We start from the raw sequence: 13,825 nt of genomic DNA, 5'->3' as shown, positions 1-13,825 counted from the left end.
GGCTGGGCACGGCCCTGGGCTGGCTCACGCCCTTGCTGTGGGTGCTGTGGTTCATGGGCGTGATGGCGCTGTTCTTCCTCACCCTGCTGGGCCTGCGCCTGCTGCGCTCCATCCCGTCCACCACCGCAAGCGCGCTGGGCTGCCTCGGTGATCACATGGCCCATGGTGGCGGTGAAGACCAGGGCGCCCGACCCGACCAGGGCCGAGGCCAGCAGGGCCAGGCCGTCGCGGAACATCCAGCCCAGGCTCAAGAGCACCAGACTGAGGCTGGGCAGCACATTGCCCAGCGGCAGGGGCAGCATGATGATCAGGCCCATGGCGGCGATCCAGGCGCCCCAGCCCAGGCGGGTGCGGCGATGGCTCATGAAGAGCCAGCGCGCGCGCAGGCAGCGGTCGGCCAGGCCGTAGGTCCAGGCCAGCATGCGCAGGCAGCGCGCCGACCACACAGGCCCCAGGCGGAACTCGGCCAGGCGCCGCGGCAGGCGGGTCTGGACATGGTCACGGTGCCAGCGCCAGCCCAGCAGCAGGATCACCAGGCTCAGCAGGGTGCCGATACCGGCCAGGGGCGTGACGCTGAGCAGGGCCATCATCATCAGCAACACGGCCGCCGAGGCCTGACCATGCAGGGCCAAGAGATCATCCAGGCTCAGCACCTGCGGCGCCTCGGCCTCCCCATGCTCCAGCAGGGCTTGGCGAAAGGCCTCGGCCAGTCCGGCCGCGGCCCCTTCATCCGAGAAGGACATGAATCAGCGCGCGCTTGCGGTGGTGGACGGGATGGAGCGCAGCAGGCGCAGGCCCAGCAGGGTGAGGAAGAACAGCGCCATCACGCCCATGAACCACAGCACCCACAGCAAGGGCGTGAGCCAGCCCAGGGCCGTGCCCAGCCAAGGCAGGCCGGACTGCCCCAGATCCAGCACCCACTTCAGACTCTCCTGGAGCGCGCGCAGCGTGGCCTCGTCCACCCAGGGTGCCAGCCAGGGCGGCATCTGCCAGGCCGCAGCCGCTTCGCCCATGCGCGCGGCATCGCCGCTGGCCAGGGCATGGCTGGCCCAGTCCAGCATGGCGCCCAGCAGCCCCAGGCCGCCGCTCCACAGCAGGGCCAGCACGAGGAACAAACTCCAGGCGCCCCAGCGCCAGCTTGAGTTCAGAGCCATGGTCAAGCCCTCCACACCAAGGATTGGGGAGCGGGGAACCGGATGCTTGGGTGTGATGTCTTGTACATGTACAGCGCCTTTTCGTCTTGAAGATTGCCGCGCCGCCAAGGGCGCGTTCGCAGCCGCGAGCTTACGCAGGCCGTGCATCTTGAAAAACAAGTCAAATCAAGGCCTGGACTTCGAAGAAACCGAAGTCAGCCTTGACTAGCGCGACCTCTGTCCCGCGGGGCTCAGGGCACGCCTGGGCGTGTCAGCACCGGCCGAGGGGAGCAGCCGCGAGCCTGCGCGTGGCCAATCAGAAAGGAGCGCCGGGCCTCGCCGGCTCGCAGTGCGGACTGGACGGCAGCGGAATGACGCTCGGCGCCACTGAGCTTGCGCACCCAGCCCCGCAGGGGGATGACACCCTCGGCCGTGTTGCGCAGCGCATCCCAGACGGCGTCGCCCACCATCTCACCGCCCTGCTCCGCCCAGCCCTGTTCGCCGGGCTTGGGGCTGCTGGTATCCACATCGGGCGGAAGCACCTCGTCCAGGGCGGCCAGGGCCAGCTGGAGGCTGGCGCAGCTCACCGGCTCGAGGGGCGGCGCATAGGGCTGAAGCCGGGCCTGCTGCAGGAGGACCGGGATCTCGCTGCGAGTCAGGTTGAGATCCTGCAGGGGCACGGTAGCGGTGTCGCCGAGACGGCTCGCGGTGGCCGGCTTGACGGTCGTGCTGGGGCCCGCGCCAGCTTCACCGAGGGGGGATGCCGCGCAGCCCCCGAGCACAAGCCCCAGCAGCAGCAAGCCGCAAGCCACCGCACCGCGTGGGCCGAACTGATGAAAGCAGATGATCAAGACAGAGCGCTCCGCCCGAGAAACCCTCGGGCTTCAGCACACTCTAGCGCAGTGCACAGGCTGTCAACATGCCGGGACCGGCCCGGCTGGCGCGAGTCGCACGGCGCTCATGATGCAGATCAGCGAAGCTCGCGCAGCGGATGCTGCTCGGCGCTCCAGGGGCTCTCGAAAAAGGCCTGGACCATGGCGGGCGTCACCTCCTCGATGCGGGCCGGGTTCCAGCGCGGCGCATGGTCCTTGTCCACGGCCAGGGCGCGGATGCCTTCCACCGTCTCGGAGGCGGCGCCGGGGCGCAGCGTGAAGCAGCGGTGCACCAGATCGCGCTCCATGCGCAGGTCCTCGGCCAGGCTGAGCTTGCGGGCGCGTCGCAACTGCTCCAGGGTCACGGCCATCATCAGGGGCGAGCGCTTCTTCAGCACGGCCAGGGTGTCCTGGGCCCAGGCGTCATCGGCCGCAGCCAGCGAGCCCATGATCTCGGCCACGCTGGGCTTGGAGAAGTGCCGGTCGATGCGGCTGCGCAGATCCAGGTAGTCGGGCGCGGGGGCCAGATCGGCGCGCTCCATCACCTCGGCCACCACATGCTCGGCGCTGGGCTGTTCGCCGTGGCGGAAGGCCTCAACGATGGCCGGCAGCTCGCTGCTCTTGACGAAGACATCGCCCAGGCCCAGGGCGATGGCATCGCCTGCGCCGATGGGCTGGCCGGTCAGGGCCAGCCATTCGCCGGCATGGCCGGGGCATTGGCCCAGAAACCAGCCGCCGCCCACATCGGGGAAGAGGCCGATATGGGTCTCGGGCATGGCGAGCTTGCTGTGCTCGGTCAGCACACGCAGCTTCGAGCCCTGGCTGATGCCCATGCCGCCGCCCATCACCACGCCATCCATCAGGGCCACATAGGGCTTGGGATAGTGGTGGATCAGGTGATTGAGCGCGTATTCCTCGGTGAAGAAGGCTTCCAGCGCGGCCATGGCTTCCGGGGTGCCAGCGGTGGCGCTCTGGTGGAAGAAGCGGATGTCGCCACCGGCGCAGAAGGCGGCCGGCTTGCCCTCGCGACCGGCACCCAGCACCACCACGGCCTGGATGGCCGGGCTGGCGGCCCAGTGCTTGAGCAGCGAAGTGATGTCGCGGATCATGGCCAGCGACAGGGCATTGAGCGCGTTGGCGCGATTCAGGGTGATCAGGCCCAGGCAGCCATTGACCTCGGCCAGGATCTGGCCGTCGGACTGCAGGGCGGGAATCAGGGCGGCGGAACTCATGCCAACTCCATCAGACTTCTTGTTGTGTTTACCGACCGGCCCGCAGGCCGAGCAATTCATTGCCCACCAGGGCGGCCAGCACCATAGCACCTCCGAGCAAGGCGGCGGAAGACGGGGCTTCCCCCGCACCCAGCCAGGCCCAGAGTACCCCGAAGATCACCTCCAGCAAGCCCAGCAGGGCGATCTCCGGCGCGGGCAGCACGCGGCTGAGCTGCACCACGATCAGACAGGGCAAGGCCAGCTGGAACACGCCCAGCCCGGCCAGCAGGCCCAGATCGTGCCAGCCCGCCTGCAAGGGCCAGGCCAGCGGCAGGGTCAGCAGGGCCGAAATCAGGGCGCCCAGCAGCACGGCCAGCAACATATCGGGCGCGCCGCTGCCCTCGCCTGCTTCGCTGCGGCTGTGGCTATGCTGCAAAAGGGTCCAGTTGGTGGCAGCGGCCAGCGGTACCGCAAAGGCGATGAGCATGCCACCCAGGGCCTGAGCACCACCTTGCATCTCGTGGCCGAACATCCAGGCAATGCCCGCACTGCCCAGGGCGATGGCGGCCCAGGTCCGCAGCGGCAAGCGGTGCTGCAGGAAGATGCGGGCAAACAGGGCCGTGAGCAGAGGAGCCAGGGACATGGTGACCAGCACATTGGCCACCGAGGTCTTGGTCAGCGCCACCATGAAGGCCGTGAACATGGTGGCCCAGCACAGGCCGGAGACCCAGACCGCGCGCCCCGCGCCCAGCAGCTGGCGCCACAGGGCCGCCCCCCGCAAGACGCCGAGAGCAAGCAGCAGGGCCAGGGCATTGAAGGCACTGCGCCAGAAGGTCACCTCGAAGCTGCGGGCTGCCTCCAGATGGCGCGACACCACTCCGGCTGTGCTCCACAGCAGGGTGACCGCAATCATCAGCAGAACCGCGCGACTGTGCTTCATGGATGGCAGAGCGCCCCCGAGAAAGGGGGCGCTGGAGAGTGGATTCAGGCCTGCGTCACGTCCTTGCGAAAGCGCGCAGGCCAGGGCTGCTCAGCCCGAACGCTCATCAGCCGCCGCGAGCCGCGCGCTTGCGCTCGTTCTCGGACAGATGGCGCTTGCGCAGACGCACGCTCTTGGGCGTGATCTCGACCAGCTCGTCGTCGTCGATGAAGTCCACACCGTACTCCAGCGTCAGCTCGATGGGCGGGGTGATCTTGATCGCGTCTTCCTTGCCGCTGACGCGGAAGTTGGTCAGCTGCTTGGTGCGGGTGGCGTTGACGACCAGATCGTTGTCACGGCTGTGGATGCCCACGATCATGCCCTCGTACACCGGGTCGTTGGGCTTGACGAACATGCGGCCGCGGTCGTCCAGCTTGCCCAGGGCGTAGGTGAAGATCTCACCGTCGTCCATGGAGATCAGCACGCCGTTCTTGCGGCCGCCGATCTCGCCCTTGTAGGCCTCGTAGCCGTCGAAGATGGAGGAGATCAGGCCCGAACCGCGGGTCAGGTTCATGAACTCGTTGGAGAAGCCGATCAGGCCACGGGCCGGGATGCGGTATTCCAGGCGCACGCGACCATGGCCGTCCGGCTCCATGTTCAGCATCTCACCCTTGCGCAGGCCCAGGGCCTGCATCACGCCGCCCTGGTGCTCTTCTTCCACGTCGGCGGTGACCAGCTCCATGGGCTCGGACTTCACGCCGTCGATGTCCTGGAACATCACGCGCGGCTTGGAGACGGCCAGCTCGTAGCCCTCGCGGCGCATGTTTTCCAGCAGGATGGTCAGGTGCAGTTCACCGCGGCCGCAGACCTCGAAGATGCCGTCTTCATCGGTCTCCTTCACGCGCAGGGCCACGTTGTGCTGCAGTTCCTTCTGCAGGCGGTCCCAGATCTGGCGGCTGGTGACGAACTTGCCTTCGCGACCGGCCAGGGGGCTGGTGTTCACGCAGAAGTTCATGGTCAGGGTGGGCTCGTCCACCTTGAGCATGGGCAGGGGCTGGGGGTTGGCCGGGTCGGTCACGGTGACGCCGATGCCGATGTCCTCGATGCCGTTGATCAGCACGATGTCGCCGGGGCCGGCCTGGGTGGTCTGCATGCGGTCCAGACCCTGGAAGGTCAGCACCTGGTTGATGCGGCCGTTGACGCTCTTGCCGCCGGGGCCTTCCACCACGACCACCTGCATGCCGGGCTTGATGGTGCCCTGGCTGATGCGGCCCACGCCGATGCGGCCCACGAAGGTCGAGAAGTCCAGGGCCGAGATCTGCAGCTGCAGCGGGGCGGCCGGGTCACCCTTTTGCGAGGGCACATGCTTCAGGATGGTGTTGAACAGGGCCGACATATCGGGGCCCCACTGCTCGCCCGGCGCGCCCTCTTCCAGCGAGGTCCAGCCATTGATGCCCGAGGCGTAGACCACGGGGAAGTCCAGTTGCTCGTCGGTGGCGCCCAGCTTGTCGAACAGGTCGAAGGCAGCATTGATCACGGCGTCAGGCTTGGCACCGGGCTTGTCCACCTTGTTCACCACCACGATGGGGCGCAGGCCCAGGGCCAGGGCCTTCTTGGTGACGAAGCGGGTCTGGGGCATGGGGCCCTCTTGCGCGTCGATCAGCAGCACCACGCCGTCCACCATGGACAGGGCGCGCTCGACCTCGCCGCCGAAGTCCGCGTGGCCCGGGGTGTCGACGATATTGATGTGCGTGCCTTCCCATGACACAGCGCAGTTCTTGGCCAGGATGGTGATGCCGCGCTCGCGCTCGATGGCGTTGTTGTCCATCACGGTGTCGACGACCTTCTCGTGGTCGGCGAAGGTGCCGCTCTGGCGCAGGAGCTGGTCCACCATGGTGGTCTTGCCATGGTCAACGTGGGCGATGATGGCGATGTTGCGAATCTGCTTACTCATGGGGGGCTCTTCTCAAAAATCTTGGCGGTACATCAGGCGCTCAGCAGGGACTGCACTTCCTGCGGGCTGAGCAGGCGGCCGGGAATCAATTCGCCGGCTTGAATCGACGCGCTGCCCAGCAGGGCCCGGGCTTGGGGTCCGTAGACCCGCACATGCGGCGCATCGGCGGCTGAAACGCGGCGCCGCATGCCGTTGAGGAATTTGGCGGTGTCGTCCGCGTCCAGGCGCAGCGACGGCCATTCCTCCAGCAGGCAGTCCGGGGGGCGCAGCATGGATTCACGCTCCGTCTCGCTCATGGCGGCCAGGGCGTCCAGGCTGATCGCGTCGCGCAGCTGCACGGGGCCGCTGGCGGTGCGGCGCAGCGCCGAGAGATGCGCGCCGCAGCCCAGATGCTCGCCCAGGTCCTCGGCCAGGGTGCGGATGTAAGTGCCCTTGGAGCAGCGCACGGCGATCTTCAAGACCTCATGCTGCCAATCCAGGATGTCGATCGCGTGAATCCTCACGCGACGTGCCGCGCGCTCGATGACCTGACCGGCGCGGGCATATTCATACAGCGCCTTGCCCTCGTGCTTGAGCGCCGAGTGCATGGGCGGCACCTGATCGATCTCGCCGGTGAAGGCGGCGCAGGCGGCTTCGATCTGCTCGCGCGTCAGCGCCACCGGGCGCTCGCGCAGGATCTGTCCTTCAGCGTCGCCGGTGCTGCTGGTCTTGCCGAGGCGCAGCGTGGCCTCGTAGGCCTTGTCCGCATCCAGGCTGACCTGGCTGAACTTGGTGGCCGCGCCAAAGCACAGGGGCAGCAGGCCGGTGGCCAGCGGGTCCAGGGTGCCGGTGTGGCCGGCCTTCTCGGCGCGCAGCAGCCACTTCACCTTCTGCAGCGCATCGTTGCTGGACAGGCCCAGGGGCTTGTCCAGCAGCAGCACGCCATGCACCGGCAGGCGCTGTATGCGCTGGCGCGGCGCGCGGGCTTCGGCGGTGGCAGGGGTGGCGGGCGTGGCGTGCATGGCCGGTGGGTCTTCAGTCCTCGCGGCCTTCGTCCGAGGCCTCGTCGGCCGCGCGGTTGGCGTTGGCCTTGCTGATCAGGGCATTCATCTCGGCGGCACGCTCGGTGGTGCGGTCGAAGTGGAAATGCAGGGTCGGCACGGTGTGGATGGCCAGGCGCTTGAACAGGCCGTTGCGCAGGAAGCCGGCGGCCTCGTTCAGGGCTTCTTCAGTTTCCTGGGGCGAGCCCACCAGCACCGAGAAGAAGACCTTGGCATGCGCGTAGTCGGGCGTGACCTCGACCGCACTGATGGTGGCCATGCCGATGCGCGGATCCTTGAGCTCGCGGATCAGCTCGGCCAGATCGCGCTGGATCTGGTCGGCGACGCGAAAACCGCGATTGGGGATTGCTCTCTTATGACGCATGGTGTTTCAAAGCTCCAAATGCAAACCCCGCCTGAACTGCTAGGCGGGGTTTCGACCAAGCCACGCCCCGCCGGAAACCGCCCCGATCTTGCAGGCGGCGCCCCGGGACCGCAAGGTGAACCTGGCGGGCTCCCGGGTCAGGAGCGAAGCGAAGGGGGCTCAAAGAGTCCGGGCCACTTCCTTGATCTCGAAGAACTCGAGCTGGTCGCCTTCCTTGATATCGCTGTAGTTCTTCAGCTTGATACCGCACTCGAAGCCTTCCTTGACTTCCTTCACATCGTCCTTCTCGCGGCGGACCGATTCGACCTCGCCGGTGTAGACCACGATGTTGTCGCGCAGCAGGCGGAACTTGGCGTTGCGACGCACCAGGCCCGAGGTGACCATGGAACCGGCCACCGTACCGATCTTGGAGGCCACGAAGACCACGCGGATCTCGGCCGTGCCCAGGGCTTCCTCGCGCTGCTCGGGCGCCAGCATGCCGCCCATCGCTGCCTTCACCTCATCCACGGCGTCGTAGATGATGTTGTAGTAGCGCAGATCCACGCCATTGTGCTCGGCCAGCTTGCGCGCGCCGGCATCGGCACGGGTGTTGAAGCCGATGATGATGGCCTTGGAGGCGATCGCCAGGTTGACGTCCGACTCGCTGATGCCACCGACCGCAGCGTGCACGATCTGCACCTTGACTTCCTCGGTCGAGAGCTTGAGCAGCGAGGACGCCAGCGCTTCCTGCGAACCCTGCACATCGGCCTTGATGATCAGCGGCAGGCTCTGCACATCGCCCGAGCCCATGTTCTCGAACATGTTCTCCAGCTTGGCGGCCTGCTGCTTGGCCAGCTTGACGTCGCGGTACTTGCCCTGACGGAAGGTGGCCACTTCACGGGCACGGCGCTCATCGGCCAGCACCATGAACTCGTCGCCGGCCTGCGGCACCTCGGTCAGACCCTGGATCTCCACCGGGATGGAGGGGCCGGCCTCGTTACAGGGCTTGCCATCTTCGTCCAGCATGGCACGCACGCGGCCGAAGGTCGAACCGGCCAGCACCACATCGCCGCGCTTGAGGGTACCGGTCTGAACCAGCACCGTGGCCACGGGGCCGCGGCCCTTGTCCAGCTTGGCTTCGATGACCAGGCCCTTGGCCATGGAGTCCTTGGGCGCGGTCAGTTCCAGAACCTCGGCCTGCAACAGCACCTGCTCCAGCAGATCGTCGATGCCCTGGCCCGTCTTGGAAGACACGCCCACGAAGGGAGAGTCACCGCCGAATTCTTCCGGCACCACTTGTTCGGCCACCAGCTCGCTCTTGACCCGGTCCAGATTGGCGTCGGGCTTGTCGATCTTGGTGACGGCCACCACGATGGGCACGCCGGCCGCCTTGGCGTGGTGCACGGCTTCCTTGGTCTGGGGCATGACGCCGTCATCGGCCGCACAGACCAGGATGACGATGTCGGTGGCCTTGGCGCCACGAGCACGCATGGCCGTGAAGGCCTCGTGACCCGGGGTATCCAGGAAGGTGATCATGCCGCGCGGGGTGTCCACATGGTAGGCACCGATGTGCTGCGTGATGCCGCCGGCTTCGCCCGCGGCGACGCGGCTGCGACGGATGTAGTCCAGCAGCGAGGTCTTGCCATGGTCCACGTGACCCATGACGGTGACGACCGGGGCGCGCGGCAGCAACTCGTGTTCCTGCTCGGCAGCTGCGCCCTCCTCTTCCAGGAAGGCGTCCGGATCATCCAGCTTGGCGGCAAAAGCCTTGTGGCCCATTTCCTCGACCACGATCATGGCCGTTTCCTGGTCCAGCTGCTGGTTGATGGTGACCATCTGACCCAGCTGCATCAGCTTCTTGATGACCTCAGAGGCCTTGACCGACATCTTGTGAGCCAGGTCCGCGACCGAGATGGTCTCGGGCACATGGACTTCCTGGATCACCGGATCGGTGGGCGCCACGAAGTTGGAGGCCGAACCATGACGATCACCACGGTCGCCGCGACGACCCGCGCCACCCTTGGGCGCACGCCAGCCCGGCTGGCCGCGACCGGCAGGCGCACCAGCGCCGATGGTCTTGAGGCCACGCTTCTTGGCGGCGTCATCGGCCCAGCTGGACGACAGCTTCTCGGACTTGACCGACTTCTTGTCGCCCGGCTTGGCGGCTGCGCCGCCTGCCGGAGCGGCGGTCGTGCCGGTACCCGGCTTCTTGTGGATGGTGCCCTGGATGGCCGGGGTTGCCGCCGGCTTGGGCTCCTCGGGCTTCTTGGCCACCAGCACCTTCTTGGGTGCATTCATCATCGCGCGGATGGCGGCAGCCTCGGCCTCGGCGGCCTTGCGGCGGCGCTCCAGATCGGCCTGTTTCTGCTTTTCCTCGGCGCTCACGTCCACGGCCTTGACCACGCGCAGGGCGGGCTTGGGCGCTTCCACGGGCGCCGCAGGCTTGGCCGCTTCCACAGGAGCGGGAGCCGGCGCGGGGGCGGCAACGGGAGCGGGGGCCGGAGCCGCCACGGCAGGCGCCGGACGGGTCGCAGCCTTGTTCAGCGCAGCGGCAGCAGCACGCGCAGCCTCGCGGGCAGCGGCTTCCGCAGCCACCTTGGCAGCGGCGGCTTCCTCGGCGGCGCGGGCCTCGGCGGCCAGACGCTCCTGGCGACGCTGCTCCTCGGCGGCCTTGGCAGCAGCTTCGGCGGCTTCACGCTCGCGAACGCGGGCGGCCAGCTCTTCCTCCTGCTTGCGCAGGGCTTCGGCCTGGGCCTGAGCCTCTTCCTCGCGACGCTGCAGCTCAGCCTCTTCCGCAGCTTGGGCAGCGGCCTCATCGAGACCGCTGTCCTCGCGCTTGACGAAGGTGCGGGTCTTCTTCACCTGGACCTGCACAGTGCGGGTCTTGCCGCTGGAGTCGGCCTGCTTGATCTCGCTGGTGGAGGTGCGCTTGAGCGTGATCTTCTTGCGATCAGCGCTATTCGCAGTGCCATGCGCAGTGCGCAGGTAATCCAGCAGACGTTCTTTGTCGGCTTCGTTCAGGGCGTCTTCAGCAGACGCCTTCTTGACGCCCGCGGCTTGCAGCTGCTCAAGCAGCGTGCTTGCAGGCCTTTGTAGCTCTGCAGCGAACTGGGCGACGGTGGTCACAGCCATTGTGGGAATCCTTCAGAATGCTTTCGATGCGACGCGAGTGTGTGGCTGAGCCTTGCTTCAGGCGTTGAACCAGTGCTCGCGGGCCTTCATGATCAGGGCGCGCGCTGCGGCTTCTTCCAGGCCGGCGAGCTCCACGAGCTCGTCGACGGCCAGGTCGGCCAGGTCGTCACGGGTATGGATGTCGCCGTCGGCGAGCTTGGCCACAAGCTCCGGCGTCATGCCCTCGAGGTCGCGCAGATCCTGCGACACCTCTTCGACCTTTTCTTCGCGGGCGATTTCCATGGTCAACAGCGCATCCTTGGCCCGGGTGCGCAGCTCGTTGACCGTGTCCTCGTCGAAGGCCTCGATCTCCAGCATTTCCTGCATCGGCACATAGGCCACTTCTTCCAGGCTGGTGAATCCTTCGGCGATCAGGATGTCGGCCACCTCGGCGTCCACGTCCAGCTTCTCAACGAAAAGCTTGCGAACGACTTCGGTTTCCTGCTCCTGCTTGGCGGCCGATTCCTCGGCCGACATGATGTTGATGCGCCAGCCGGTGAGCTCGGAGGCCAGACGCACGTTTTGGCCACCGCGGCCGATAGCGATGGCGAGGTTTTCCTCATCCACCACCACGTCCATGGCGTGCCGTTCTTCGTCCACCACGATGGACTGAACATTGGCCGGTGCCAGGGCACCGATCACAAACTGGGCCGGATCCTCGGACCACAGCACGATGTCCACGCGCTCGCCGGCCAACTCGTTGGTCACGGCATTGACGCGCGAACCGCGCACGCCGACACAGGTGCCGATGGGATCGACACGCTTGTCATGCGAGAGCACGGCGATCTTGGCGCGGCTGCCCGGGTCACGGGCGCAGCTCTTGATCTCCAGCAGGCCCTGCTCGATCTCAGGCACTTCCTGGGCGAACAGCTCCTTCATGAACTCCGGGCTGGAGCGCGAGAGCATGATCTGGGGGCCACGCTGGGTGGGGTCCACGCCCAGGATCACGGCACGCACACGGTCGCCGGTGCGCAGGTTTTCCTTGGGGATCAGCTCATTGCGCTTGAGGCGGCCTTCGATGCGGCCCGACTCGGCAATGATGTCGCCCTTGTCCAGGCGCTTGACCGTGCCCACGAAGATCTTCTCGCCGCGCGAGAGGAAGTCGTTGAGCAGCTGCTCGCGCTCGGCGTCGCGGATCTTCTGCAGGATCACCTGCTTGGCGGCCTGGGCGCCGATGCGGCCGATGGGCACCGACTCCACCGATTCCTCGATGTGGTCGTCCACCTCGATGTCGGCGATCTGTTCCTGGGCTTCGAAGAGCAGGATCTCGGCGTCGGCGTTCTGCAGACCTGCCTCGTTGGGCACCACATGCCAGCGACGGAAAGTCTCGTACTCGCCGGTATCGCGGTCAATCGCCACGCGGATGTCGACCTCCCCGCCATACAACTTCTTGGTGGCCGAGGCCAGCGCGGCTTCCACCGCACCGAACACGACATCGCGCTCCACGCTCTTCTCGCGCGAAATCGCATCCACCAGCATCAACAGTTCGCGGTTCATTGATCGAGACCTCCGTCAACCTTGTCATCCTTGCCGGCGGCAGCAGGCGACTCCTCATCGTCCTGTTGCTGCCTGGCCTTGGCATTGCTCTGCTTCTTCTTTTTCGAGGCAGCCTTCTTGCCATCGGCCTTGTTCGTCTTGTCCTGGGATTCGCCCGCAGCGGGCTTGCTCTTGCGACCCTTGAAATCGATCGCGGGCACCAGCTTGGCGCTGCGCACCTCGTCCAGACTGAAATCCAGCGCCTGATCCTGCTTGCCGTCGTTGAACACGAGGCGCCAAGCAGCAGCCTCGCCTTCGGCCGCCTCCAGCGCCTGCAGCTCGCCGCTGTAGCGCTTGCGCCCCTGGAAGGCAAGTTTCAGAGTGATTTCAATCTGCTCGCCCGTAAACCGGGCGTAGTCAGCCGCCTTGTTCAGGGGGCGATCCAGCCCTGGAGAGGAAACCTCCAGGCGCTGATAGTCGGCATTCTCAACCTCCAGCACATACTGCAGCTGGCGGGTCACCTTCTCGCAGTCGTCCACCGAAATCACCTCGCCGGCCAGGGCCTGGTCCGCCAGCTTGTCGATATAGACGCGCAGCAAGCCGCCGGCGCTGCGTTCGCAGTCCACCAGGTCATAGCCCAGGCCGATCACGGTCTTTTCAACAGCGGCTTGCCAACTCATGCGGGGTATTTCTTCGGATTCCGAGCTCAAAAAGGTCAAAAAAGATCAAGCAAAAAAAATGGGCTGGATGAATCCGCCCACCGTCTTCGCCGCACTGATCGCTGCTTGCAGCTTTTTCAGCGAAGCCAGGATTGTACTATGCAAGCACCATGCCGGCAAGCGACTGTGCTTGCAGGACATAAAGCTCGTGCGAAAATCCGCGACCGCATTTTAACGACCAGATAGGAGCCACCATGGGTTTTCTCGCCGGCAAGCGCTTGCTGATCACGGGCGTGCTGTCCAACCGCTCGATTGCCTACGGCATTGCCCGCGCCTGCCACCGCGAGGGGGCCGAACTGGCCTTCAGCTATCAGGGCGAACGTTTCAAGGACCGCATCACGGAGTTTGCGGCCGAGTTTGGCTCGAACCTGGTGTTTGACTGCGACGTCAGCGATGACGCGCAGATCGAACGCCTGTTCGCCCAGCTGGGCGAAGCCTGGCCGGAGTTTGACGGTTTTGTGCATTCCATCGGTTTTGCGCCGCGCGAGGCGATTGCCGGCGACTTCCTGGACGGCCTGACGCGCGAAAACTTCCGCATCGCTCACGACATCTCGGCCTACAGCTTCCCCGCCATGGCCAAGGCCGCCGCGCCGCGCCTGCGCGCAGGCTCCTCCCTGCTGACCCTGTCCTATCTGGGCGCCGAGCGCTATGTCCCGAACTACAACACCATGGGCCTGGCCAAGGCCTCGCTGGAAGCCAGCGTGCGCTACCTGGCCTATTCGCTGGGCGCCAAGGGCGTGCGCGTGAACGGCATCTCGGCCGGCCCGATCAAGACCCTGGCCGCCTCGGGCATCAAGGACTTCGGCAAGCTGCTCAATGCCTTTGCCGCCAGCGCGCCGATCCGCCGCAATGTGACCATTGACGATGTGGGCAACACCGCCGCCTTCCTGTTCTCGGACCTGGCCGGCGGCATCAGCTCCGAAGTGATCTATGTGGACGGCGGCTTCAGCCACGTGGCCTTGGCCGACGAAGCCTCCTGAGCTCCGC

At 66.4% G+C, this 13,825-nt stretch carries 11 protein-coding genes and 1 pseudogene; 1 reads left to right on the top strand and 11 read right to left on the bottom strand.

The window, feature by feature from the left end; genetic code table 11:
• From ACK5F2_RS11295 to rimP, 11 genes and pseudogenes are all read right to left on the bottom strand, one after another.
• Positions 1-743: exopolysaccharide biosynthesis protein (locus ACK5F2_RS11295; protein ID WP_409864703.1), on the bottom strand; the 743-nt coding region annotated here is incomplete at its 3' end.
• Positions 744-746: 3 nt separating this feature from the next.
• Positions 747-1,154, bottom strand: a complete 408-nt coding sequence (locus ACK5F2_RS11290) for a hypothetical protein (protein ID WP_409864702.1) — start codon at positions 1,152-1,154, stop codon at positions 747-749.
• Positions 1,155-1,384: 230 nt separating this feature from the next.
• Entirely contained in the window at positions 1,385-1,813 is a 429-nt protein-coding gene (locus ACK5F2_RS11285; protein WP_409864700.1) for a hypothetical protein, read from the bottom strand.
• 290 nt (positions 1,814-2,103) lie between these two features.
• Complete coding sequence (locus ACK5F2_RS11280; protein WP_409864699.1) at positions 2,104-3,237, bottom strand: enoyl-CoA hydratase/isomerase family protein; 1,134 nt, start codon at positions 3,235-3,237, stop codon at positions 2,104-2,106.
• 28 nt (positions 3,238-3,265) lie between these two features.
• Positions 3,266-4,156, bottom strand: coding sequence for a DMT family transporter (locus ACK5F2_RS11275; RefSeq protein ID WP_409864698.1), 891 nt, complete (start codon positions 4,154-4,156; stop codon positions 3,266-3,268).
• 106 nt (positions 4,157-4,262) lie between these two features.
• A complete protein-coding gene (gene typA, locus ACK5F2_RS11270; protein WP_409864697.1) occupies positions 4,263-6,089 on the bottom strand; it encodes a translational GTPase TypA in 1,827 nt (608 codons plus the stop codon).
• A 32-nt stretch (positions 6,090-6,121) separates the two neighbouring features.
• Positions 6,122-7,090 (bottom strand): tRNA pseudouridine(55) synthase TruB, encoded by a 969-nt coding sequence (gene truB, locus ACK5F2_RS11265; protein WP_409864696.1) that lies wholly within the window; start codon positions 7,088-7,090, stop codon positions 6,122-6,124.
• A gap of 13 nt (positions 7,091-7,103) precedes the next feature.
• Positions 7,104-7,493 carry a 30S ribosome-binding factor RbfA gene (gene rbfA, locus ACK5F2_RS11260; protein WP_133603731.1) on the bottom strand — a complete coding sequence of 130 codons (390 nt, stop codon included), beginning with the start codon at positions 7,491-7,493 and terminating at the stop codon, positions 7,104-7,106.
• A 159-nt stretch (positions 7,494-7,652) separates the two neighbouring features.
• Positions 7,653-10,604: a translation initiation factor IF-2 gene (gene infB / locus ACK5F2_RS11255; RefSeq protein ID WP_409864695.1), complete on the bottom strand. Its 2,952-nt coding sequence runs from the start codon at positions 10,602-10,604 to the stop codon at positions 7,653-7,655.
• A 57-nt stretch (positions 10,605-10,661) separates the two neighbouring features.
• Entirely contained in the window at positions 10,662-12,140 is a 1,479-nt protein-coding gene (gene nusA, locus ACK5F2_RS11250; protein ID WP_133603733.1) for a transcription termination factor NusA, read from the bottom strand.
• A gap of 122 nt (positions 12,141-12,262) precedes the next feature.
• Positions 12,263-12,799, bottom strand: a pseudogene (rimP, locus tag ACK5F2_RS11245) (ribosome maturation factor RimP); the annotation flags it as partial.
• 233 nt (positions 12,800-13,032) lie between these two features.
• Between rimP and fabI the strand changes: the two are divergent.
• Positions 13,033-13,818 (top strand): enoyl-ACP reductase FabI, encoded by a 786-nt coding sequence (gene fabI / locus ACK5F2_RS11240; protein ID WP_409864693.1) that lies wholly within the window; start codon positions 13,033-13,035, stop codon positions 13,816-13,818.
• Positions 13,819-13,825: the final 7 nt, after the last annotated feature.

This window comes from Roseateles sp. (assembly GCF_046300915.1).
Classification (GTDB): domain Bacteria; phylum Pseudomonadota; class Gammaproteobacteria; order Burkholderiales; family Burkholderiaceae_C; genus Kinneretia.
Note: the sequence above shows the minus strand (reverse complement) of the source record. Positions and strands in the feature narration are given on the sequence as shown.